Source organism: Streptomyces solicavernae (assembly GCF_029968095.1).
Taxonomy (GTDB): domain Bacteria; phylum Actinomycetota; class Actinomycetes; order Streptomycetales; family Streptomycetaceae; genus Streptomyces; species Streptomyces solicavernae.
Genome location: NZ_JASCIR010000016.1, coordinates 1 through 23,846 on the forward strand (window position 1 = coordinate 1; position 23,846 = coordinate 23,846).

The 23,846-nt window shown below is 68.0% G+C and carries 20 protein-coding genes and 1 pseudogene; 5 read left to right on the forward strand and 16 right to left on the reverse strand.

The window, feature by feature from the left end; all coding sequences use genetic code 11:
* Positions 1 to 402 precede the first annotated feature (402 nt).
* Positions 403 to 741 carry a hypothetical protein gene (locus tag QIS99_RS19135; protein WP_282514761.1) on the forward strand — a complete coding sequence of 113 codons (339 nt, stop codon included), beginning with the start codon at positions 403 to 405 and terminating at the stop codon, positions 739 to 741.
* 27 nt (positions 742 to 768) lie between these two features.
* On the opposite strand, the gene QIS99_RS19140 is transcribed toward QIS99_RS19135, so the two are convergent.
* Complete coding sequence (locus QIS99_RS19140; protein WP_282514762.1) at positions 769 to 1,179, reverse strand: SadB/YajI family lipoprotein; 411 nt, start codon at positions 1,177 to 1,179, stop codon at positions 769 to 771.
* Positions 1,180 to 1,272: 93 nt separating this feature from the next.
* On the opposite strand from QIS99_RS19140, the gene QIS99_RS19145 reads away from it, so the two are divergent.
* Positions 1,273 to 1,431 (forward strand): hypothetical protein, encoded by a 159-nt coding sequence (locus tag QIS99_RS19145; protein WP_282514763.1) that lies wholly within the window; start codon positions 1,273 to 1,275, stop codon positions 1,429 to 1,431.
* A gap of 9 nt (positions 1,432 to 1,440) precedes the next feature.
* Here the strand turns inward: QIS99_RS19145 and QIS99_RS32440 are convergent.
* The 14 genes and pseudogenes from QIS99_RS32440 to eccB form a co-directional block, all read right to left on the reverse strand.
* Positions 1,441 to 1,546: pseudogene (locus QIS99_RS32440) on the reverse strand (IS982 family transposase); the annotation flags it as partial.
* Between the two features lie 62 nt (positions 1,547 to 1,608).
* A complete protein-coding gene (locus QIS99_RS19150) occupies positions 1,609 to 3,105 on the reverse strand; it encodes a hypothetical protein (RefSeq protein WP_282514764.1) in 1,497 nt (498 codons plus the stop codon).
* Positions 3,102 to 4,430: a WXG100 family type VII secretion target gene (locus tag QIS99_RS19155; protein ID WP_282514765.1), complete on the reverse strand. Its 1,329-nt coding sequence runs from the start codon at positions 4,428 to 4,430 to the stop codon at positions 3,102 to 3,104. The genes QIS99_RS19150 and QIS99_RS19155 overlap by 4 nt, the downstream gene beginning before the upstream one ends.
* Positions 4,427 to 4,750: a hypothetical protein gene (locus QIS99_RS19160; RefSeq protein WP_282514766.1), complete on the reverse strand. Its 324-nt coding sequence runs from the start codon at positions 4,748 to 4,750 to the stop codon at positions 4,427 to 4,429. The genes QIS99_RS19155 and QIS99_RS19160 overlap by 4 nt, the downstream gene beginning before the upstream one ends.
* A 315-nt stretch (positions 4,751 to 5,065) precedes the next feature.
* Positions 5,066 to 6,595, reverse strand: coding sequence for an outer membrane protein assembly factor BamB family protein (locus QIS99_RS19165; protein ID WP_282514767.1), 1,530 nt, complete (start codon positions 6,593 to 6,595; stop codon positions 5,066 to 5,068).
* Positions 6,595 to 8,166, reverse strand: a complete 1,572-nt coding sequence (locus QIS99_RS19170) for a hypothetical protein (protein WP_282514768.1) — start codon at positions 8,164 to 8,166, stop codon at positions 6,595 to 6,597. The genes QIS99_RS19165 and QIS99_RS19170 overlap by 1 nt, the downstream gene beginning before the upstream one ends.
* Positions 8,167 to 8,432: 266 nt before the next feature.
* Positions 8,433 to 9,005 carry a hypothetical protein gene (locus QIS99_RS19175; protein ID WP_282514769.1) on the reverse strand — a complete coding sequence of 191 codons (573 nt, stop codon included), beginning with the start codon at positions 9,003 to 9,005 and terminating at the stop codon, positions 8,433 to 8,435.
* Positions 9,006 to 9,679: 674 nt separating this feature from the next.
* On the reverse strand, positions 9,680 to 10,732 hold the full coding sequence (mycP, locus tag QIS99_RS19180; protein WP_282514770.1) for a type VII secretion-associated serine protease mycosin: 1,053 nt from the start codon (positions 10,730 to 10,732) through the stop codon (positions 9,680 to 9,682).
* Positions 10,733 to 10,931: 199 nt separating this feature from the next.
* Positions 10,932 to 12,347, reverse strand: a complete 1,416-nt coding sequence (locus tag QIS99_RS19185) for a hypothetical protein (RefSeq protein ID WP_282514771.1) — start codon at positions 12,345 to 12,347, stop codon at positions 10,932 to 10,934.
* A gap of 42 nt (positions 12,348 to 12,389) precedes the next feature.
* Entirely contained in the window at positions 12,390 to 12,731 is a 342-nt protein-coding gene (locus QIS99_RS19190; RefSeq protein ID WP_282514772.1) for a hypothetical protein, read from the reverse strand.
* A 41-nt stretch (positions 12,732 to 12,772) separates the two neighbouring features.
* Positions 12,773 to 13,957, reverse strand: coding sequence for a type VII secretion-associated serine protease mycosin (mycP, locus tag QIS99_RS19195; RefSeq protein ID WP_282514773.1), 1,185 nt, complete (start codon positions 13,955 to 13,957; stop codon positions 12,773 to 12,775).
* 362 nt (positions 13,958 to 14,319) lie between these two features.
* Complete coding sequence (locus QIS99_RS19200; RefSeq protein WP_282514774.1) at positions 14,320 to 14,604, reverse strand: WXG100 family type VII secretion target; 285 nt, start codon at positions 14,602 to 14,604, stop codon at positions 14,320 to 14,322.
* Positions 14,605 to 14,723: 119 nt separating this feature from the next.
* Positions 14,724 to 15,035, reverse strand: a complete 312-nt coding sequence (locus QIS99_RS19205) for a WXG100 family type VII secretion target (protein ID WP_282514775.1) — start codon at positions 15,033 to 15,035, stop codon at positions 14,724 to 14,726.
* Between the two features lie 373 nt (positions 15,036 to 15,408).
* Positions 15,409 to 16,971: a type VII secretion protein EccB gene (gene eccB, locus QIS99_RS19210; RefSeq protein WP_282514776.1), complete on the reverse strand. Its 1,563-nt coding sequence runs from the start codon at positions 16,969 to 16,971 to the stop codon at positions 15,409 to 15,411.
* 426 nt (positions 16,972 to 17,397) lie between these two features.
* On the opposite strand from eccB, the gene eccE reads away from it, so the two are divergent.
* The 3 genes from eccE (at position 17,398) to QIS99_RS19225 (ending at position 23,239) form a co-directional block, all read left to right on the forward strand.
* Positions 17,398 to 18,726: a type VII secretion protein EccE gene (gene eccE, locus QIS99_RS19215; protein ID WP_282514777.1), complete on the forward strand. Its 1,329-nt coding sequence runs from the start codon at positions 17,398 to 17,400 to the stop codon at positions 18,724 to 18,726.
* Positions 18,726 to 19,577 carry a hypothetical protein gene (locus QIS99_RS19220; protein ID WP_282514778.1) on the forward strand — a complete coding sequence of 284 codons (852 nt, stop codon included), beginning with the start codon at positions 18,726 to 18,728 and terminating at the stop codon, positions 19,575 to 19,577. The genes eccE and QIS99_RS19220 overlap by 1 nt, the downstream gene beginning before the upstream one ends.
* A gap of 446 nt (positions 19,578 to 20,023) precedes the next feature.
* Entirely contained in the window at positions 20,024 to 23,239 is a 3,216-nt protein-coding gene (locus QIS99_RS19225) for an SCO5717 family growth-regulating ATPase (RefSeq protein ID WP_282514779.1), read from the forward strand.
* An 89-nt stretch (positions 23,240 to 23,328) separates the two neighbouring features.
* Here QIS99_RS19225 and QIS99_RS19230 read toward each other — a convergent pair whose 3' ends face one another.
* The gene (locus tag QIS99_RS19230) at positions 23,329 to 23,604 is read right to left on the reverse strand and encodes a DUF397 domain-containing protein (RefSeq protein WP_282514780.1); all 276 of its coding nucleotides are present in this window, start codon (positions 23,602 to 23,604) and stop codon (positions 23,329 to 23,331) included.
* Positions 23,605 to 23,846 lie beyond the last annotated feature (242 nt).

A 23,846-nucleotide genomic window follows, 5' to 3' on the forward strand; every position in this document is an offset into this window, starting at 1 on the left:
TGGGCATGAACCCGCACGAAGCGGGCGCGGCAGTGGCCGAACTCCAGGAACAACTCGCCGCCATCGACGCCACCGCCCAAGCCAACCCCGACACCTGGTGGTCCCTCATCGTCGAACAGATGTGGCACGGACTGTTCTGAACCGGAACCCAACCCCGTACCTGCACTGTGCCCGCACCTCCCCGGCCACGGCCGAACTGCGCGCCGGGCGGCGGCTCGGGGCGCACCCCGACGATGTGCAGCTGTGCGTGGAGCTGGACCGGGTCGACTTCACCAGCCGGATGGGGGGTCGAGGTGGGATTGGCCGTGCTGCGTCGCTCCGGTGAGGTGACTGGACCGCGCCGCCGAAGCAGGGGAAACCGCCCTCGGCGACAACCGAACGCACCCCTACCGGAGGCACAACATGCAGCCCGAGTCGCCCGACCAGCAGCCTGAGCACCGCCCACCCACCACCCCCGAGGAAGCACTCGCCATCTTCCACAGCTGTTACGCCGAGCCGAAGTTGGACGACGGTACGCGCGCCGAGCTTGCCGTGCATGAATTCGACGAGGGCTATCTCGTGTATCCGGTCCTGCCTGCCCTGGCGTACCCGGACGAAGTCCCGCTCAAGGCTGCCGCTCCCGGTGGCGGGAAAGTCGTCGTGTCGAAGGAGAAGGGCAAGACCTACGCCACGCCCAACTTCCCCACCGAGCAGGCGATCGCGCTCTACAAGAAGAACCGTGCCCGCGAGCGCAACAGCTGACGCACCACGCGACCTCCGTCGACAGGATCAGTAGAGCGAGAACCCCCCGCTGTGCCGCCCCTGGCTCTTCTTCGGGCGTTCGCCCTCCTGCGAGTTGCGGGTCTGCCCGTCCCGTCCGTCCTGCCGGTCCGTCCCGTCCCGCCCGCCCTCGTTGCGTGAGTCGCGGCCGGAGTCCTCGTCCGCCTCGGTGTTCCGCAGCCGGTCGCGCTCCTCCTCCGAGGCCGACTCCCACTGGCCGCGCAGCTTCGCGAGGTCGCCGCCGCCGAAGACCCGGGAGCCCGACGGGTCGTCCACGATGTCCCGCAGCGAGACCCGCCCCGACAGCAGCTTCTTCGCCATCTCCTGCAGCTCGGGGCTCGCCCCCGGCAAGTCCCTGACCTGGCGGAGCGACGCGTTCAGCGCGCGCTGCTGCTCCGGTTCGAGCGCTTCGTCCCACACGCCCCGCTCGTCATCGGAAGGGCCTTGCGGGCCACTCGGGTTCGGGGAGTTACCGCCGTGCCTGCCCATGTCGCTGCTCCTCACTCTCGTCCCGTGCAGTATCGCGCGTACGACCGCGTCCTGGGCAGTCCGTACGCCAACGATGGCAGCACTGTGACACCCGCACCCGGACGCCCCGACGCCCCGACGGTCTCCCTGATCGACCCGGTCGTCTGCACACACAGGGGCATCGGCCGGGACGCCGACGGCTGATGTCGGCGCGGCGGCCGTCAGTTTCGGAGGTCGCCCGGATCCGGCGACGGGGAGCCACATGGTCGTCGATGAACACGTACAGTGCCGCCAGAAGGGCGTCCAGGTCAGAAGTCACACTCAGGCCAACGGGCGCCCTTCGCCATGGTCGCGGCCAGCACAGACATCGGACTCAATCATCTAGCCCTCGGCGGCGCCGCCCGCCCGTACCCGCTGCTCCTTCTCGTCGGCGTCCGAGCGCATCATGCCGACGACGGTCCCGAAGACCAGCAGTCCCGCGGACCCGACGATGCCGAGCACCACCCGGCCGGGCAGCGCGAGCGGCAGGGCGAGCAGCACCAGCAGCCCGGCCCAGACAGCGAGGGCCTGCGCCAGGCGCGGCGGAAGGCTGAGGACCCAGCCGGCGTCCAGGTCCAGCGGGCGTGCCTCGTACGCGGCGTCGACCGCCGTCCCCTGAACACCCGCGCTGCCCTGCGCCTGCGAGGCCTCGGGGTCGAGGGCACCGTGGACGTACCAGCCGTCGTCGCTGACGAACGCGGCGCCGATACGGTTCGGCCCCTTGCGCCCGCCGGTGTGGTTCCGCTCCGGGTGCCATACGAGGAACCCCTGCACCCCCATGGCCGCCCGCGCGAGCGAGACGGCGGGCGCGTGCGAGTGGAACTCAACCGTCCCGGCGTCCGAGGCGAGCAGCAGCGGCCGCGCCCCGTTGTCACCGCTCGCGAACCCACCGGTGATCCGGACGCGCAGCACGGACTCGTCGCCGCGCAGCTCCCTCGGGTACCGCTCGTCGCGCCGGGCCGTCGCGGCGAAGCCGATCAGCGTGGCCACCAGGCCGAGGGCGGGCAGCGCGAAGATGCCGGTCCACCAATTGCTGAGCGCACGCCCGTTCACCTGCCGCTCGACGAGGGCTCGTTCGTTGTCCCCGATCGCACCGAGCTGCGGCTCCTCGGGGGCGTACGCGACAAACGCCCGCGCCCCTGCGGTGCACTCGTCCGCCCACTCGGAACGGAACTCGGCACGCGTGCCGGGCCCGTTCCCGTCGGCCGGTGGCAGCGTGACCGTCGAGGTGCAGAAGTACGTGCTGCCGTTCTTGTGCTCGTCCTCCTCGACATTTCGTACGGACTCCACGCGCAGTTCGCGTACGACGTGACCGGCGGCCACCAGATCGGCGGCCTTGCCTTCGAGCACTGGGCTGCCGACGCCGAGCGCGAGCGGCGCGAGAGCCACCAGGAACCCGGCGACGGCGCTCAACGCCTCACGCCTGCGCCAACTACCCAGCCCCGCCAGGCGACCGGGCAGCGCACCGGCGCGCGCCGCGGGCACGGCGGCAGCTTGGATCAGGCCACGGTGCACGGCCGGACGGTCCGGGCGGCCGGCGTTGCGGCGTACGAGCATGCCGCAGGCGGTACAGCAGGCCGCGATCAGCGCGGCCACGAGCACGAGGACGTTCCGCAACAGCGAGGCCTGCAGGAACAACCAGGCAGCGAACAGCAGGAGAAGGGCGGCGACAGCGGTCCAGCCGATCGGACCACCGAGACGAACGGCCTTGTCCGTGGCGGGCGGAGGCTGCGACTCGTTCACCATCACGTACTCGCTCTCGTTTCCGCTCTCGTTCCCGCTGCCGCTGCCCCTGCCGCTGCTGTTGCTGTTGCCGTTGCCGTTGCCGTTGCCGTTCACCCGAAATCATCCACCAGGCTCGTGTTGTTGGCGTGGCCCCGGAGTTGGTCGGCAGTCTTCTGCTGGTCCTCTTCGAGGTCGTCCTCAAGGCTGTCGGCTTCCTTCATCCGGTTGCCGGCGACGCCGAACTCCTGGCCAATGCGGCTTCCCGCCGCTTCGTCGCGAAGGGTCTCGCGCTGCTGGTCCGTGAGCTGGTCGGGGCTGCTGTCGGAGGTGCCGCTGCCTTCGGCGCCGGAACTGCCGTCACCGCTGTTGCCACTGTTGCCGTTGGCTCCGGAGCCACCTGAGCCGTCCCCAGATCCACTCCCTGTCCCGCTCCCGGAACCGCCGCTCCCGGACTCACCGCTCCCGGAACCACTGCTCCCGCCTTCGCCGCCCGACGTACCGCCCCCGGACGCTCCATCACCGGCTGCTCCATCACTGGCGGCCCCGTCCGCGCCACCGCTGGAGCCATGGGTGACGCCACCGCCAACGCCGCCGCCCGCACCTGAGGCCGCCGCTCCGATCAGCGCCTGCGACCAATCGAATTCGTCGTCCTTGTCGGCCCAGGGGCCGGAGGCGTTGGCCGCGTCGCCCAGGATGCTGCCGGAGGCGCCGCCCGCGACACCGATGCCGATCGATTCCCCGATGCCACCGCCCAGCCGGCCACCGAGAGCGAGGTCAGCGACCTTCCCCATGCCGGCTCCGGCGACACCGCCGACCAGGTTGTTCTCCCACTCGGGGCCCTTGCCGCTGAGCATGCTGGTGGCGACGCCGTTGCCGAACTCGATGCCCGTACGCCCGGCGAACGCGAAGACATGGCCCCAGCCCTTGATGTTCCGCAGCTTCTGGAACCACTGGGCGATGGTGGCCAGAATGCGGCCGAGGCGGGCCGCGGCGGCAGTCGCCTGCCCCGCGAGCCGCGCGGCATTCGCCGCACCCGCGGCGGCGGAGAATCCGAGCGTGATGAACGAGGTGGCCACGGAGACACCGATCGTGACGCCGATCTCCAGATAGATCTGGTGGATCTCGTCGTTGATCTCCTCGATCTTGTCTGCCGCTTCGTTCAGCCCCTTCTTGGCCTCTTCAAAGGACGGCTGAGCCTCCTCGACCGATTTCTTGATCTCGCCCCAGTGGAGGAGAAACGCATCGGCGGCAGGCCCATACCACTGGCTCCCGGTCGCTTCCCGGACCGCCTTGTCCACGTGCACGACGAACTTGTCGAGCGCCTCCCCCATGTCGCCCCACGCCTTCGCGGCATCGCGCAGCACATCGGGCTCGCCACCGGGATTGACAAGCTCAAGCCCGGCTTCGTAAACCTTCTCGGCAACCGACTCGTCGCTCACTGGCCGCCTCCCTTGAACTGCTCCTCGATCGCCTTGTCGGCGGCCGCGGAGTTGTGGGAGTTCTTGTCGAGGTTGTCGCCAACGGCGTACGCGTGCTCCTGGAGCCCCTCGATCGCCTTGGTCATCGCCTCCGCCAACTCGATGTAGGCGGAGGTCACTTCTTCGGACTCGGTGAGAAACCCGAACCCGTCATGGATGGCCTCGCTGTCCGTCTTGGGCTTGAACTTCGCCAACTGCTCGCCCAGCAGGTCCGCTTCACGCGAGAAGGCGCCGCTCAGCTTCTCCAACGCGTTGTGGCCGATGTAGAACTCGTCCGTCACTTGCCCCAGATCCCCCTGCGTCCATGGTTCCACCGTACGAATGCACCCACCGCGAAGCCGCAGGGCGGCACCCCACACGACGCGGCGGCTGCGTGAAACTACCGCCCAGCCCAAGGGATTTGACCGTTCCGTTACCCACAGCGACCTACCCGCCGCTACCGGTGCAAGATCTCCACACCACACACAGGAGCACATGTCGCAAGCTGGGCGAAGGGGGCGTCGTCCGCGGCGTCCAACCGCCACGGGACATCGACTGGACGCACTGGTGGGCAGCGACATATGCCGCTGCCCACCGGTCAGTTCACAGAACCAGGTTCACTGTTTCTTGCCTGGCAACGCCACGAGCGCGTAGGAGTCCGCAGACGTCGACAGGCTGCCTTCGATGCTCGACACGTACACACGGTCCGCGTTCCAGAACGGCTGTGCAGTCGCACTCAGTGACTCCTGCACGCCGTCGGCGTATTCGAGAACCGTCTTCTTGGCCCCGTCCTTCGCCGAGAACTCGACGAGCCTGGGTGGATCCGAGGCGCGGTCCTCGTACGCGAGGATACGATCCTTGCTGCCCGTGTGCAGCGGGAACAGGTTGATCACCTTCTCCGGCTTGGTCTTCCAGAGCTGTTTGCCGGTGTTGAGGTCGAAAGCGATCATCGACTGGCGGCCGCCTTCGTAATCGCCCGGGTCGCTGCCCGACATCACGAAGATATTGCCGACACTCGTTACCGTCCTCAGTGGACTGCCGCTCTTGGCCCAGGTGCCGTAGCTGCTGATGGCCTCGCCGCCTTCGAACTTGGCCAGCGTACGGCCGGTGTTCTCATCCACCGACACCAGGCCCTTGGACCCGTTCTGGATGACGAGCGGCGATGTCGAGTACACGCTCATTTTTTCCGCCTGCTCGCTGGGGAATTTCTCCATCCACTTGGACTCGCCCGTGGCCGGGTCGATGAGGGCTACATCCTTCCACCACCGCTCGGTGTCCTTGAAGGCATCTCCGGCATAGCAGGAACGAATCCAGATCAGGTTCTGCCCGCCCGTGTACGAGACCTTTTCGCAGTCCTTGTTGAGAGGCTTGCCCGCATCCCACGCGACGCTTCCGTCGGAGACCTTCAGCGCCCGCAGCTCCTTGCTTGTTTGAACGACGACGACCTCGCCTGCACGGGCGACGGACAGGTTGAGGTCACCCGGCGCATCTGCCTTGGCCTTGAACTCCTTGTGCCACAGTTCCTCGCCGGAATTCAGGTCATACGCAACCACGCCGTCGCACGACTCCGTCAACCCGTCCGTGGTCGACGCGCCGTAGGCGACCACGCCGATGTCCCCGGAGGATTGAGCAGGCGCGATGCAAGGAACATTGCCGGAGCCTGGCAGCGGCTTGGCCCAGAGGCGCTTGCCCGTCTGCTTGTTGAATGCCTTCACACCGCCGGCCCAGGTCTGAACGACGGCCTTGTCCGTGAACCATGTTCCGTCCACCTCGTCGACGGTGGACAGCGCTTCGGCATCGGTGGGAACGCTCCAGTACGGTTCGGCACTGGAGTTGCCGAGGAGGAACCAGGCCGCACCACCCGCGCCACCGAGCAGCAGGAGGGCGACGACCAGAACCACAACCAGGCCGGCCTTGCTCTTCTTTCGCGGCTGTGCGGGCGGCACAGGCCCCGGCGCTCCGGGGAACTGGTGCCCCTGCCCAGGAGCCGGCTGCTGGTACCCGTACGCCTGCTGCGGCTGCGGCGGCACACCGGGCTGCGCGTAGGTGCCCGGCGGCGGTGTGGAGGGGACCTGCTGAGGCGGAGGAGGCGGGAAAGGCTGCTGCCCGTGGGGATTCATTCCCGGAGTAGGCCCATTGGTGCTCATCAGAGCTTGCTCCTCACGTACTCGGCCCAGGCGGCCTCGAATTCCTGCTTGCCCATACCGGTGGCGTTCTGCAGCTGCTGATCGATGTTCTTCGGCTTCTGGTAATGAGCGGCCACGAAGCCGAGCGCGGCTTCTTCACCTGCCTTGTCGGCGATGAACTTAATGGCCAGATAGCTCAGGGCATAGTTGGCGCCGACCGAGTTCGCCATCTCGAAGTCGTCATCCGGGAGCTTGCCGTCGAAGTTGAGGTCCTCGGTTCCCGACTTCACCGACCACTCGGCGTACTCCCGGTCTCCTCGAAGTCCGAAATACTCCCCGAAGCCCTCGGCCACCCAGGTGCGAACGGAGTTGTCACCCGGCCCGAAGGCGGTGTAGGTGCCCAGGTCAAGGGGCTGCACCAGAGCGTGAGCGATCTCGTGACGTGAGACGGCGGCTACGCCACGCTTCCACGCGGAACCCTTGAACTGGGTGGAGGAGGTATCGATCTTGATGCGAGCACCCCCGTAGTCGAGCTTCTCGTCCTTCCCTCCGCGGAAGTTCTCGTTGAAGGCCGGCATGGGAACGCTCTGACCCGCGTCATAGCCGACGTCGTCCTTGGAGGCGTTGTAGAGCTCGATGTACTTCTTCCGGTCCGGTTCCAGAATGACGAGGAACGAGTTGGGAGTATTCTCCGTGCCCGGCCCCTTCGACTTCCACAGAGAAAGGTCGGACTTGGCGGCCCGGTCAACGATCGGCGCATAGCGGCCGATCGAAGCGGAATTCTTCTTGTCTCCGATGATGATGGAGTTCTGGCCGCGCTTGACGTACATGTCGTCGTACACATCCCACGGCGCAGGGTAGAAGACTGCCGATTTCGTGCCGTACGCGGAAGGTGAACCGCCGACCTCGGTGATGCGAGGCTCGTCGTCAGCGGTCTCCTTGGAAATGGTCCATCGATACCATTCAGACACGGGGCGAACGTCAACACCCTTGATCTGATGCACAAATGCGATGTCGAGGCTGACGGACACATCGTCCGAACCGTACTCGTCCGTGCCGCTACCGGTCTGCTTGATGACCTTGTACTTGGCCTCTTCGAGGGGCAGCTTGCGGAGGTTCTTGAAGATCTTCCGCTGAGTGTCTTTCGCCTTGCCGGTGAACGGAGCCAGGTACTCCTCCTCGTCTCCGCCGGCAAGCGCTTTGGTGCGACCGACGAGCAGCGAGGCGATCTCCTCGTCGCTGACGATCTCCTCGCCGCCACTTTCGTCGGTGGCCGACATGGAAGCGCCACCGAGTGTCTGATACAGGGCGAGACCACCCACGCCGAAGACAGCCAGTACCGCTACGACCACCAGGCCGATGACGACGCGCTTGAAGCCCTTGCCGTCACCGGAATCCCCCGGAGGCGTCGGCGGGGCGGGCGGCGGCTGTTGCCAACCTTGTTGCGGGTAGGGACCGTTGCCCTGAACTGGTTGGCCGTGTTGCGGAGTTGGAGTGGCGTAGCCCCCAACATTTCCCGGATTGCCCTGATATCCCGGATTTACGGGCCCAGTTGAATTTCCCGACCCATGGGGCGGCGGCGGATAGGACATGACTCCCCTCGGACAGCAAGCTGTGGACGAGGGACCGTCAAGCGACATTCCACACGCAGACGTGGGACAGCAACTCGGCAGACCTCACGATGAAGTCACGGCCGCGGGAGCCCGGCGAATACCGCTCGCCCCTCCCGCGACTCCCTCCCCGATGACATCAGCACACCCTACAAGCTTCGCGACAGCAAGGGCCGAGGGGGCCGTGCGAGTACCGTGCAGGAGTTGCGCTCAATCAACGCAAACACGGCAACCTCGCACGGCCCACCTCACTCAACCGGCTTGCGAAGCTCATCCCGGATCGCATGCGCATCACGCGCAGCGTGGTCGAGATCCACCCGAGCAGGTGGTTCCGTCATGTACCGCGGGCTCAGGAAGAGGACACTGCCGGCGGTGCTCTCATCGGCCCAGGCGCAGACCGGAAGCGTCGTCTTGCTCAAGCCCTTCCCTCGAACCACCACCTGGCAGCTCCACTCCGGGCCGTCCGCGTCGATCACGAACTCCTCAGGCCTCACTGCCAACTTGGTGTCGTCCCGGTCAGCCGTCCCCCGCAAGAGCGACTCCCGTACCCGCTCGGGGTGCGCGATGTCGCCGTACATCCCGGCAATCACCACACCGTTGACATTAGGCCGATCGATCGCAACCGCATACTTCCCCGCCACGCCCGTCCAGTCCTTCACATCAACCGGGTCCCATGCTCCGTCCCCACGAGGAGCGGCATCGCTTGAGCTGTGCAACTGGTACTTGTCTACGAGCTTTGTGGGCAGCGCAAGTTCATGCGGGGCTTCCCGCTTCTCTTCGGGACCGGACCCCGCCACAATAGCCCCGACAACCAGCAGCACAATCACTACCGTGAACCCCAACACAATACCCACCGGGGCTTTACGCGATGAGCCATTCAACGCTCAGTTTCCTCCCATCACCGCACATGCTCTGAGCGGCAGTTGCGCTGCAGAGGGACGGTAACGCTCGTTGACCACAGCCCGTTACTTCTCTGCCAGGAATTTCGAACTGGGACGGCAGAGGCCTGCCTCTCCAGCAATAGCCTCCAGCGCCATGGGCAGCCCGCGAGTGCGCTCCGAATCATTCCGCGTGATGGCCAGGAGTTCCCGATTCATCCATACCTGATTCGCGATTTCCAGAACTCATCAGGATATCGAGCCTACCCGCTCCTGCAATGACACTACTCGACAGCAGGAAGGTGATTGCACGAGTCATGCCCCCACTTCGACGACGGCAGTGGGGCGTCACGTTCCTGGCCAGTGGCGAGGTCTGGAGAGTTGGCTCGGTTCAGCGTAACCGCTCGAAATACCGTGATCTGTCGCCACTAGGTTTCCACCTGAGGCGACCAGCGCCATTCCCCTGCCGCAGTTTGAGTCTCCCCCGAGGTTACGCGACTCATCAATGCACCTAAGAAAACGACCCCGGGGATTTCGCAGGGAACTCAGAATATCGAGAGCCCAGGACGCATGGCACTTCTCAGTGCTACGCGCTCCGGGCCTACCCGATGGATTCCTCAGCCGCGGCGACCGCGAGCCACAGCGAAAATGACACCGATAACGATCAGGACAGCAACGCCTCCACCGATGACCAACGGGAGGTTACTGCTGGAGGAAGAGTCCTCATTGCCACTCGCGCCATTCTTCTCACCGGCCTCGGAACCGCCGGCCTTCGACGCCGTATCACTGGGAAGCTTCCCCAGTGGGCCTTCCTTCGGCCCCTTGGGAATGTCCATGGTGACGGCCTTGTTGGGGCGGAGCACTCCATAGCCGTACTTGTCGTCGGGCGCCTTCAGGCCCTTCTTGCCGAGGAAGGAGGCCGACTTGATGAGGCGGTTGGCCACCTGGCCTGCGGTCAGGTCGGGGTACTTGGAGCGGACTAGGGCTGCGGCTCCGGAGACGATGGCGGCAGAGTCAGACGTACCTGTGGATAGGTCGTAACCCTTGGGGTTTGTGGGGTTAGCGGAGAGGATGTCAACACCGGGAGCAGCGAGGTCCACCTCCTTGCCTGCGCCGGAGCTGCCCCAGAACTCGCCGTTCTCGTCAACCGCACTTACAGCGAGAACGCCCGGGAGCGCAGCGGGGTAGCCAACTGCGCCACCCTCATTTCCGCTACTCGCGACGACAAGGACGTCGTGATCCTGAGCGTACGCGATGGCCTCCCTGCCGACGCGTAGGGTCTTTCCACCCTCATCTCCGAGGGACAGATTAACCACCTTGGCCCCATTATCCACTGCATAACGCACTGCAGTCGCCCACTCATCATCGAGCAACTTGTCGTCATCATTCTGCAGCACGCGCAACGGAAGAATCTTCGCCTTAGGAGCGATTCCCATCATTCCGTCAGCATTATCGGCACCGTGCCCATGAGCGGCAATCAGGCTAGCCATAGCCGTGCCGTGCCCCTCTACATCCTCCTGAGCATCGCCACCACCGGTGAAGTCCTTGCCCTTCAAGACCTGCCCGGTCAGATCAGGGTGGCTACCATCCACGCCAGTATCAATGACCGCTACAGTTACGCCTTCACCCTGAGTTACACCCCAGGTTTCTTCCATGGTGTAGACGTCCATCAGCCACTGCTGATCACGGATGTAGTCTGCAGACGCCACAGGGGCCGAAGTGAGGAGCAAAGCTCCCGTCAATGCCGCGACTCCCGTCGTGGACCAGACTCGCTTGACTCCCAATTCCTTGCTCCTCACTCAACTGCGACTGGATCCGCCAGCCTTCATAAGCGAGCCGGTCGCAGATGCGCCCGGCTCGCTCAGCCAACTACTCGATGTTCTTCGGCACGTTCCGCTTGCGGTCCTCTTCCGAGACCCACGTCTCCTCGTCCTCGACGAGGTAGTCGGGACGGTCGCGCCCCTCGTTCTCCTCGCCGCGACGACCGCCACGACCGCCCATTCCTCCGGCCATGCCGCCACCCATGCCCGCGCGCTGAGAGCCGCCGCGGCTGCCGTGCAGACCTGCACCGCCACCGCTGCCCTTGCCCGTGATGCCCTTGGCCGCACCGACGACACCGCCACGGGCCTTGGCCAGCGCACCTCGTCCGCCTGCACCAGCAGCACCGCGACCGCCAGCGCCCATACCGCCACCCATGCCGCCCATGCCAGCGCGGCCAGCGGCGCCTCGGCCAGTTCCGGCGCCGCCGGCACCGCGGGCACCACCCGCGCCCAGACCTCCGCGTCCCCCTCCTGCAGGGCCGCCGCCACCGGTAGGCACAAAGGCTCCACCAGGTCCGCCACCACCAGGAACTCCGCCGCCACCGGCGGGAAGGCCCCCGCCACCGCCAGGCAGCGAGGTCTTACCTGTCAGGCCGGGAGCGAGGCTGTCGGTGTTCGTCTTCACAGACGGAACTGTCGATCCTCCGGTGATGCCCTTGTCCCGCGGGACCGCAGGGGCAGCGCCGATACCCTTCGGCGGTCCGGCGCTCCACGGCTTGGTGGTACCACCCGCCCCAGGCACGGACGCACCACCGCCACCTCCAGTGACCGGCGGCGGGTACTCGATGGTGCCGTCCGGGTCCTTAATGTTGCGGTTGTCGTCCTGTTGAATCTTGTTGCCATTCAGGTTCCGAGCAACCCGTGCGTACTGAGCACCCAGGTTCTCCATGACCGCAACGGCTTGTAGCTGAGTCTCTCGGCTAGCGCCGATCTTCCCCTCATTGGCCTCAGCCACCTGAGCGGCAGTCATGTTCTTATTGTTGAGGTCATGGGCTGTGGATTCGCCGTTATCCCAGGACCAGTCAGTGAGGGCGTCACCAGCTTTATCCAGGAGGTCGGGCTCCTTGATGGCATCAAGCTGAGGCTTGTACAGCTTCAGGTACTCGGCCGCTTCGCCAAACTGTCCCTTGTTCAGGTCGGCATACCAAGCAGCGTTCCTGATGCTCTGCGAGATTTCGCGAGCCTTCTTCGCGAACGAGTTTGCAGCTTCGCCAGTCCAGTGCTCCAGGACGTTACTGACGGCCTTGTCGAGTCGGTCGGCGATATTATCCTCACCGCCAGCCAGGATCCGGTGCACATGGCCCCAGTTCTGGCTCGTCTCCTCGATCCTCTTGTGGTCCGTGCCCTCAAGCATCTGCTTGAGCTCTTTGAGTGAGTAGTTGATGAACTGCGTCGTGGTCTCCGGACGACCCGCTTCGCACGTCGCTGACTCAAGTACTGGCTTCTGTTCCTTCTCACCGGACATGGTGTCCCCTTCCCCTCAGCAACGGTTCCTGAACGAATGCCACTATTCCCACTTTCCGGAACCGCCCCCCATCTGCTCCTTAGTGGCGTACTCCTGCTCCGTGTACTTGCCCCTGACCTTCGACGTACTCGTGCCGAACTTCTCGATCAGGTCCTGCAGATCCGTGATGGCGCGGTTCAAGTCGGACTTGGCTGTCTCGTGAGCATTGAAAAGGTCGCCGGCCTCAAGAAAGGTTCCTGCCTGTCCGAAAGCGCTCTGCGGAATGTCGGTCCGGTACTTGGAGGTCTTGCCCGCCTCCTCCATGTCGTCGACCAACGTCCTGAGCCTGCTCACGACCTCGTCCAGCGCGCTGAGGTCAACCCGCATGCCCGTGCTGTCGCCCATTTCCCCGTTCCTCTCCCCTGCGGTTCAAGTGCTTGATGTTGTTACTTCGAGCCTGAAGGCGATTGTTTGCGCCGCCAATCCCGGATGGCGACTCCACTGCCTCCGGCCACGAACACCAGCAGCAGCCCGGTCCCCAGCACATAAGTCGCAATCCGCTGTTCCCGCTCAGCCGGAGTCTCCCCCATGGTGACCTTCATGGCCGTAACCTCGCCACCACCCCGCTTGGGCTTGGCGAGCTTGGGGGTCTCGCCCGGTTCGCTGCTGTTGGACAGCGCGGCCATCGGGTCGACGACTCCCCAGCCGACGTAGCGGTTCGGCTCTGCGGTGGGGCGTTGGGCGGTTTCCTGCATGCGGGCGGTGATCTGCTTGGCGTTCCAGTCGGGGTACCGCTCCATCATCAGGGCGGCGACGCCCGCGACGTACGGGGCCGCGAAGCTCGTGCCGTCTGCGGTGCACTGGCCGCCCCGCGGGACCGTGGACACCATGCCCACGCCGGGTGCGGCGATGTCGACGAAGTCGCCGGCCTGTGAGAAGAAGGCGCGCTCGTCGTTGCGGTTGGAGGCGGCCACGGCGACCACTCCGTCGTACGAAGCGGGGTAGGTCTTCTGGGACTTGGCGTCGAAGCCGTCGTTGCCGGATGCGGCGACTACCAGGATGTCCTTGGCCACGGCGCGGGCCACCGCCTTGCGCAGCGGGGCCACGTCCTTCCGGTCCGCCGTGTCCGAGGAGATGTTGATGATGTCGACGTCCTGCTCGATCGCGTGGTTGATCGCCGCCACCATCGTGTTCGAGTTGCCCTGCTTCGGCTTGCCGTCCTTGGTCTGTCCGCCGGTGTAGCGGATGGGGAGGATCTTCGCCTCGGGCGCGAGGCCCTGGAAGCCCGTTCCGGCGATCTTCTTGGCCGCGATGATTCCGGCGACGCGCGTGCCGTGGCCCTGAAGGTCCTCGGTTCCGTCGGTGTTGCCGACGAAGTCCTCGCCGCCTGGGGCCATTTGACCGGCGAGCTGCTTGTTGCGGTCGTCGACGCCGGTGTCGATGACCGCGACGGTGATGCCCTTGCCGGTGGCCTTGTCCCTCAGCTGGTTCATGATGATCCGCTGGAGGGACCAGGGTGTGGACTCGATGTTCTTGCCGCCGAATTCGCAGTCCGAGCTTGAGTCGAGGCTGAATTCGGGGTGGTCGGAGCCCGAGGCCGCGAGGGCGGGCGGGGCCGCGGCCAGGCACATCCCCGTGACTGTGAGTACGCCAATGGCCCGCTGCAGTGCGCGGGTTCCACTCGTACTCGTACGCGTACGGGGTGTCAGGACCCCCATGCTCAGGACCCCCAGGGATGGCTTGTCAATTCTGGCGCTGGTGCGTGTTGGTACGTGATGGTGCAGGTGGTGCAGGTGGTGCGGAGTGGTGCGGAGTGGTGATTCGGCCGGCTCGGCCGAGTTCAGCGTGGCGAGGCGAACAGTCGGTTGCCCTCAGGTGAACGCGCCCGATCCGGGTGCTGAGGCGAGTTCGGCCCAGTCCGCGCGGATCGCGCCGACCGGGCCTCCCTCAACGCCTCGGGTCACACCGACTCAGGCCCACATCGGGCTGAGGATCAGCCCCAGGTGTTGGCGTTCTGCTTCTCAGTGGCCTGGTAGTTCTCGGCCGAGTTCTGCAGCGCCGACGCGATCTTCATCAGCGTCTGGTGCAGGCTCTGCGCGGTCTGGTCCCACTCGCGCTGCTTGCGCTGGTAACCCTCCTGCGCTTCACCTTCCCAGGTCTGCGCGACGTTCTTGACCGCGGCCTCGATGTCGTCGAGCTGCTGCTTGATGCGGCCGGCGGTGGTGCGCACGTCGGTCGCAGCGTTGGTGATCGTTGCGTAATTGACGAGAATGGACATCGTCGTTCCCTTTCAGGGAGATTGCGGAAGTTTGGTGGGGCGTTGAGCAGTCGGCGTGGGCGTGGTGCGCGCGGTGCGCGTCAGCTCCTCCGGGCGATGACCGCTCGATCGAGCGTCGATCAGCCGAAGTCCGACATGATCTTGCTGATCTCGGAGTTCTGCTGCTCTTCCGACGCGGTGTAGTTGCTCCGCGTGGAGTCCACGGCTTCCTTGATGTCCTGCAGGATGTCGCTCATGCGCTTCGCGTCCTGGTTCCACCGCTCCTGCAGCGAGTGGTACGACTTGGCCGCCTGGCCCTGCCAGCCGCCCGCGATCTGCTCGATCACGCCGTTGAGGCGGCGGATCTCGCCCTGGATCTGGCCGTTCGCCGTGTTGATGTCTCCGGAGAGCTTGGCGAGCTGATCTTCTGTTACCCGAAACTGGCCGGCCATGGTGAACCTTCCCCCATGTCGTTGTGGACCGAGAAGCCAGTACCGCTTCTCGGGTTTGAGGCGTCACTTCTGCCTACACATCAATGAGCGCTGTACGCACTCTATCGCCCGCCACTGACACATCCAGCGGCAGCAGCGATCAGTTACAGACTTCACACAGTCCAGCGACGTGCCTGTGATTGGGAGCGGCCAACTCCGGGCAGGAGAAGCCACTTTGAGCCTTCCCGGCGAGGCCGCCCCGGCGAGGCCGCCCCGGCGAAAGCCTTCCCTGCGAAGCCACCCCGGCAAAAGCCTTCCCGACGGACCAGCCGCGAACCGGCCACGAACCGCCGACGGCGCCGGCCCTCGCGGGACCGGCGCCGTCGTCCGGACGTCACTGGCTCTGGGCCTGCTCCGCGCTCCCGGTGTCCAGCATCGGACCCTTCGGGATGAACTGGGCCCAGTTCTCCGGGACGAACACCTCGTCCTTGACCTTTTCGTAGCCGAGGCGGGTGCGCGCCTTGTCGGTCTCGGAGGGCTGCTCGCCCTTCTTGGCGCCGTTGCCCTTGTCGCCGGTCTTGTCCGAGGCGTTGTCGTTGCCGACAGGCAGGGAGTAGCGCAGACCGGTGTCCGTGAGGAGGTACGTGCCGCCGCCACCGGCGGCGCTCACCTTGATCTCCCGGAAGAGCAGGCCGGAGCCGGAGGAGACGTACGCGTTCAGGGAGTCGGTCATGACCTTCCTCGGGTACGCCTTGCCCGCCCAGGCGCCGAGGTTGGGCTTCTTGGCCTCCTTGTCGAAGCTGCCGTCGAACAGGCTGCAGGAGGTGTTGTTGTCCGCGCCCGTGGTGGGGTCCACGGCGTTGGCCTGCTTCGGCGTCTTCTGGGGCCAGTCCTCGTGGCCCTCCAGCGGCTGCGCCGCGCCGCCGTTGGCGGTGCTGACGTCCTGGTTCGTCACGGAGATCGCCTCGGCCATGGAGCCCTGTGCCGACGGGGAGTTCGTGATCAGCGAGGCCTCGAACTCGCTGATCGAGGCGACGCGGTCGCCGAGGACGACGTAGAAGTTCTCGCCCTGCGCGTCCACGGCCTTGAGGACCTGGCCGATGGTGCCGGCGTTCTGCGGCAGACCCTGGACCGAGGTGGCCGAGCCCACGTCGGGGATCTCCGGGAAGGAGATGGTGCCGCTGTCGTCAAGCGTCTTGAGCCACTCCGGGCTGACCGGCTGCGGCTTGTTCTTGCTGCCGATGGTCGCGGCGAGCAGGGTGTTGCGCAGCGTCGGATCCGCGTTGACGGCGTTGGTGCCGAGGCGGAACACCCGGCCCTCGCCGTCCACCAGGAAGCGGAGCTTGGTCTTCGGCTCCTCGACGTACAGGACCTCGCCGGAGTCGACCTTGCCCTTGCCGCTGACGGCCTTGGCGTCCTCCTTGTCGAGGACGAACACCGCGCGGTCGGGGGTCGCGCCGCCCTTGGCGGGACGCTCGCAGACCGCCCAGGTCTTGGGCTCCGCGGCGTCCTCCTCGGAGGGCAGGCGGTCCGGGGCGTACGGGATGCCGATGGTCGGACCGTGCCGGATCTTGCTCTTGTCGATCTCCTTGGCCGGCACCTCGATGACCGTGCCCTTGCCCTTTTCGAGCAGGAGCTTCGCGGAGGCGTAGTTGAGGACCGGGTGCAGGACCTTCTCGCCGCCCTCCTTGAGGATGACGTACCGCGTGGTCGAATCGCTGTCCACGATGACGTGTTCGCCCGGCTTGTCCCAGCCCTTGGGTGCCGCGGGCTTGATCACGCCCCACGCGATGAAGCCGATGACGAGGATGACACCGACGGCCAGACTGGGCATCACGGTGCGAACCGGACGCGGCGCACCTTCCTCAGACCCCCCGGGCTCCGGTGCCAGGAAAGCCGCGACCGTGCGCTTACGCGCGAATGTGTAGGCGGCGAGCTCATCCCGACGCTTTGCCATGTGTCCCAGCTCTCCCGTTTCTCCCGTTTTGCCATGCTCAGTCGTTGCCCCCCGACCGGTCCCCGGCAGCATCAGCGCGCATTCAAGGGCCGGTTGAGCACAACAGGGCACCTACTATGCACTGCGCCGTGGGGCCCCGGTCCACCAGGTTCGGTCTGCGCGTCCGCTCTGTACCGGAAGTTCACAGAGCCGCCGCACTTCCCTGTCCCGGCCCCCGTGTCGCCGGGGCCGTGTCAGCGGGTAGCGTGACCTCCCACACGAACACAGGGCACCGCAGCGCACGGCGGCCGCGACGGCGACGCACGGACGACGAGTCAGTCGTCGGGCGACGGCGAGCGACGACGGGCAGTCGACCCACGGTCGACCCGCACAGCCGTGCGCCACCAAGCGAATTGATGCCACATTGCGAAAGGGATGTCCCGGGGGATGACCAGCGCTACGAGCACTCGGCGCGGACGCCGCGCACAGCAGCAGCCGAGGGGCGGGGGCAGGGGCAGGCCCAACCCCGCACCGGTTCCCGCAGCATCCTCGACATCCGCGGCGCCGCGCACCCTGCCGCGCCCCGGCGGGCTCGGCCCGCTGCGCCTGCAGCAGCTGGTCCTGGTCGAGCTGGCCGCCGCGATCATGGTGGTCGCCGGGCTCGTCGAGCGCTGGCTGCTCGCCCCGGCCGGAGCCGTCGCCGCGCTCCTGGTGCTGCTGGCGATCCTGCGCCGCCACCACCGTCCGCTGCCGGAGTGGTACGAGACGGCGCGCGCGCTCAAGCAGCGCCAGCGCGAGGCCAAGTCGCCGGTTCCGCCGGGCACCGAGCCGATGCTGGCGCCGGCCGTCGAGTGCGACGCGGCGCTGCGCACGTACAGCTTCGTGTCCCGGGACGACCGGTCGATCGGCATGATCGGCGACGGCTCGTTCCTGACGGCCGTGCTGTTCGTGCAGCCGAGCGACGAGCCGCTGCGGCCCGAAATGGCCAACCGTCAGCTGCCGTTGCAGCTGATCCAGGACTCCCTTGAGGTGGACGGCATCGAGCTGGCCTCCGCCCAGGTCGTCCAGCACACGCAGCCCGCGCCCGCCCCGCACCTGCCGCAGCAGTCGGTCGCCGCGCGGTCGTACGGCCCGCTGCAGGCCCAGTCCGGCTCGCCGGCGCTGCGGCTGACGTGGATCGCGCTCAAGCTCGACCCCGAGCTGTGCCCGGAGGCCGTGGAGGCCCGCGGCGGCGGCGTGCCCGGCGCCCAGCGCGCCCTGCTGCGCGTCGCCGACCAGCTCGCCAGCCGCCTGGCGGGCCAGGGCTTCGAGGCGACGATCCTGGACGAGAACGAGCTGGTGAACGCGGTCGCCACCTCCAGCTGCCTGAACCCGCGCGCCAACTCCCAGCACAGCAACGACGGCCGGCCCACCCAGCGGCGCACGGTCGAGGCCGTCCGCACCTGGCGGGTGGACGACCGCTGGCACACCACGTACTGGATCTCCCGCTGGCCGCAGCTCGGCCAGGGCGGCGTCGGACTGCCGCAGCTGGTCACCCGCTTCACCTCGCTGCCGGTGCTGGCGACCACCTTCAGCACCACCCTGAGCCGAGCCGGCAACCGCGGCATCGCGATCGCGGGCCACGTACGCATCACGGGCCGCGGCGAGAACGAACTGGACCAGGCACGCCGCGAGTTGGAGCGCGCCGCGGGCGCCTCCAAGGTCGGCCTCGTGCGGCTCGACCGCGAACAGGTCCCCGGCGCCCTCGCCACCCTGCCGCTCGGAGGTACGTCCTGATGTCCTACCCCACGCCGACCATGAACCAGGGACAGCAGCGCCAGGGCGGGCCCGAGCGCCGGCCCGCCCACGTCGCCTCGCCGACCGACACCGGCATGATCCCGCTGCTCCAGCAGCCGGAGACGCCGCAGCAGCCGGAGCAACGGCGCATCTTCAGCCCGGGGTTCGGCCTGCGCGGCCCGCGCCGCAACCGCCATGTGGTGACGTCCGACGAGATCGCCGCGATCAGCATGCCGATCGGCGACGACGGCGTGATCATCGGCACGGACACCGAGAACACGCCCGCCGTGCTCGGCCTGGCCCGCCCCACCCCGTTCGACGTGTGCGTGGTCGGCGGTCTGTGGCTCGCCCAGGTGCTCGCGCTCCGCTCGGCGGCGACGGGCGCGCGCGTGGCCGTCGAGACGGGCCGCCCGCAGGTGTGGACGCAGCTGGCGCAGGCGGCCGGCGGCGGCCAGCAGTGCGTGACCGTCTACCCGGTGGGCCGCGTGCCCGCGCAGGGACCTTCGGTCTCCAGCCCGGTCGTGCTGATCCGTGACTGCGGTGTCCGCCCGCCGCGCGGCCGGGTCACCTCGCTGCCCTGGCAGGCGGTCGTGACGGTCCTGCCGTACGTCGGCGAGCACGCGCCGCGCTGGCTGGCGCAGGCCCAGCTGGTCGGCATCCAGCGCATCTCGCCGCAGGAGACCGAGGTCGTACGCGAGACCCTCGGCGTACCCGCGGACCACCTGCAGCTGCTGCCGACGCTGTCGGACAACGTCGCGCTGTGGTGCACCCGCAAGCACCGCAAGTACGTGATGACCGAGCCCACCGACGCCGAGAACGGTCTGCTCGGTGGGGCGCGCCGGATGGACTGAGCGCCCCGGACCGCTCCGCAACCGGATTGTGATGTCCGGTCGCGGAGCCGCACCGGGGCCGATCGGCTCGCGTACCCGTCTCTCCGGCCGGCGTTCGACGTCCGGCCGGATTGCGTCTTTCGGTGGCCGATCCGATGCCCTTGGATGCTCGGAGTCCGTCCGGACGGGCCGAGAATCCCCCAACCCGCCCGGATGTTCCGTGATTCCGGGCACCCGGATCCGATCCTCGGATCCGGGGCGAGCAGAGCCCGGGGACCCCGGGGAAGCCGGTCGTCCGCAACGGCGGCGGAGACGGAGCGCACACAAGGGCGCTTTCCCGTACCGCGGTGCGAGTGATTAGGCTCTTCTGGTGATGCGGTTGCGTCGCAGACGCGTGGGACGCGCCACCCCATCCGCCCGACCGCGACGTACGCATTCAGCAGCAGTGGCTGACCAGGAGGCAAGCAGTGAACAGGGATCGGTCCGACTACCGAGGCGGCCAGTCCCCTGACGGGGAAGACCGTGAACTCGACCTCACGGGCGAGTTCGAAATCGTCTACGAGCCTCCTGCTTGGTACGACCAGGGATCGCGCGGCGGCAACGCCGAACCGGCCTCGCCGCCGCCTCCCACCGGCCAGCCGCTCGGCGGGCCCGGGGCACCTCAGCCTCCGGCCCAGGAACAGCAGCAGCCACAGCAGCCGCAGCAGGGCCAGTACGGCGCGGGCGCACCGCAGGGGCAGTACGGCGTAGGCGCACCGCAGGGGACGGGTGGTTACCCGGCGCCGCAGCAGGACCCGTCCGGGGGATACGGGTACCCGCAGCAGAACACCGCGGGCGGGTACGGCTACCCGCAGCACGCCCAGCCCGCGCAGCCGGCCCAGCCCGCGCAGGACGCCTCCGGCGGGTACGGCTACCCGCAGCAGTCCGCGCCGCAGGCCGCCGCACCGCAGGCCGCGCCGCCGCAGACCGCCCAGCCGCAGACCCCCGCCCCGGCGTCCGGCCAGGACACGTCGGGGGGTTACGGCTACCCGCAGGCGCAGCCCGCGCAGCCCGCGCAGCCCGCGCAGCCCGCTCCGTCCGCACAGTCCGCTCCGTCCGCGCAGGACGCCTCCGGTGGGTACGGCTACCCGCAGTCCGGGAACGAGCCCGCGCACTCCCCGTCGGTGGACGCCTCGCCCGCGCCGTCCGTGGACGCGTCCCCGGCTCCCCCGGCGCCCGCCCCGGCGGCGCCCGCACCCGCGGCTCCGTCGGCCCCCGCTCCGTCGACTCCCGCTCCGGCGGCGCCCGTTCCGGCGCCCGCCTCGGAGGCTCCCACCTCGGAGGCTCCGGCCTCGCCCGGCTTCCCGGTGCTGCGGCCCGTGGACGACGAGGACAGCGGTGCGACGCCTGCCGCTTCCCCGGCGCCGGACACGTCCGACGACGAGCCGGAGCAGCCCGCCGAGCTCAACCACGCCGCCGCGGACGCCGAGGCGGCCGCGCTGTTCGGCTCCGGTGACGACGAGCCCGCGCCGTCCGACGAGCCGGAGCAGGCCCCGGAGCAGGCCGAGGCCGAGGAGGGCTCCGCGGACGAGGCCGGGGAGAGCGAGGCCGAACAGCAGCCGACCGCCCCCGAGTCCGCCGCGTCGGCCGAAGCCCCGCAGGCGCCAGAGGCCCCGCAGGCGGCTCAGGCCCCGCAGCAGCAGCCTCCCCTGCCGCTGCCGCAGGGCTACCAGCCCGCGCAGCCCGACCAGGCGGCCGCCCAGCCGCAGCCCGGCCAGCAGCCGCAGCAGGACCAGCAGGCCGCGGCGGCAGCCCAGGCCCAGCAAGCCCAGCAGGGCGGTTACGGCTACCCCCAACCGGCGCAGGGCCAGCACCCGCAGGCCGCACAGCCGATGCCCCAGCAGCACCCCGGCGCCCAGCCCATGCCGCAGCAGGACCAGGCCGCCCAGCAGGCCCAACAGCAGGCCCAACAGGCTTACGCCGCACAGCAGGCACAACAGGCACAGCAGCAAGCCCAGCAGGCCGCCCAAGCCCAACAGGCTCAGCAAGCCCAACAGGCTCAGCAGGCCCAACAGGGTCAGCAGCCCGGCTACGGCTACCCCCAGCAGCAGGTCCCGCAGCAGTACGGCTACGGCTACCCGCAGCAGGCCGGACAGCAGCCGCACGCCCCACAGCAGCAGGCACAGGGCCAGCAGGCACAGGGCCAGCACCCGCAGCAGCAGAACCCGCAGCACCCGCAGGCCCACCCGATGCAGCAGCACCCGCAGCAGGGCCAGCAGCAGCCCGGCCAGCAGATGCCCCCGCAGGCCCAACAGCAGGCCCAGCAGCAGCACCAGCAGCCCCAGCAGCCCGGCCAGCAACAGCCCCAACCGCAACAACCCCAGCAGCCCCAACAGCCCCAGCCCCAGCAACAGCCCCAGCAACAGGCCCCCCAGAGCTGGTCGCAGGGCGGTCAGGCCGGCCAGGCCGGTCCCGGGGCGCAGCAGCCGCAGCAGCAGCAGGCCGCGCCCGGCACCCCGCTCGGGTACAACGCGGCGGTGGAGCTGTCGTCCGACCGGCTGCTGCGCAGCCAGCCCAAGCAGCGCAAGAACAACGCGGGCCCGTCCCGGTTCAAGCTGGGCGCGAAGAAGGAAGAGGCCGAGCGGCAGCGGAAGTTGGAGCTGATCCGTACGCCGGTGATGTCCTGCTACCGGATCGCGGTCATCTCGCTCAAGGGCGGCGTCGGCAAGACCACGACGACGATGGCGCTCGGCGCGACGCTCGCCTCGGAGCGGCAGGACAAGATCCTCGCGATCGACGCCAACCCGGACGCGGGCACGCTCGGCCGCCGCGTGCGGCGCGAGACGGGTGCGACCATCCGTGACCTGGTGCAGGCGATCCCGCAGCTGAACAGCTACATGGACATCCGCCGCTTCACCTCGCAGGCGCCCTCCGGCCTGGAGATCATCGCCAACGACGTGGACCCGGCCGTGTCGACCACGTTCAACGACCAGGACTACCGCTCGGCGCTGGACGTGCTCGGCCGCCAGTACCCGATCATCCTGACCGACTCGGGTACGGGCCTGCTGTACAGCGCGATGCGCGGCGTGCTCGACCTGGCCGACCAGCTGATCATCATCTCGACCCCGTCGGTGGACGGCGCGAGCTCCGCGTCGACGACGCTCGACTGGCTGTCGGCGCACGGCTTCGCGGACCTGGTGCAGCGCTCCATCACGGTGATCTCGGGTGTCCGCGAGACCGGCAAGATGATCAAGGTGGAGGACATCGTCGCGCACTTCGAGACGCGCTGCCGCGCCGTCCAGGTGGTGCCGTTCGACGAGCACCTGGCGGCCGGCGCCGAGGTCGACCTCGGCATGATGCGCCCGAAGACCCGTGAGGCGTACTTCAACCTGGCGTCCCTGGTCACCGAGGACCTGGCCCGCACCGCGCAGAGCCAGGGCTACGGCGGCCAGCAGCAGATGCAGCAGGGCTACCCGCAGCAGCAGGCACAGGCCCCGCAGCAGGGCTACCCCCAGCAGGGCGCCCCGCAGCAGGGCCAGGGCTGGCAGCAGCAGGGCCAGCAGCAGCCGCCGCAGGGCCAGGGCTGGACCCAGCAGCCGCAGCAGCAACAGCCCCAGCAGGGCGGCCAGCCGGGCCAGCCGGGCCAGCCGGGCCAGCCGGGCCAGCAGCAGGGCGGTTCGGTCCCTCCGGGCTGGACCCAGTAGCAGGAAGCGGGTGGCCACACCCGTACGAGCGAAAGGGGTTGGCGTCACCGGACGCCAACCCCTTCGCTCGTACGAGAAGAACCTTCGCGCTATTTCAGATCGAACTCCCCGTCGCGCGCGCCGAGCACGAACGCGCGCCACTCCGCCTCGGTGTAACGCAGCACCGTCTCGGGCTCCTTGGAGTTGCGCATGGCGACGGCGCCGCCTTCGAGATAGGCGATCTCGACCTTCTCGTCCTCGGGCCCGCCGGGTGCGCTGTGCCATTCGACGCCGCTGATGTCCAGCGCGTACAGCGCGTCCTTCTCCGCCTCTTTGCGCGCCTTGAGCGCCGCCTGCGCCTGCTCTTGCTGCTGCTCCGTCGACATCAGGATCTCTCCGTTCCGCTGGCCTGACCCGTGCCTCGGACTCTACCGTCGGTCCTGGCCTTTCGGCGTACGTCTTCAGAGGGCTGTACCAATGTCGGTCACGGGCCCAACTCGGCGTCATAACAGGGGCGTTCCCGCAGGCCACGCCGGGTTCATCCGCCGTTGACATGTTTAGACCACCGCTGATAGACACACACCTCATCCAACTGAGCTGTTCCGCATGGCATCGCCTGTCATCCAGT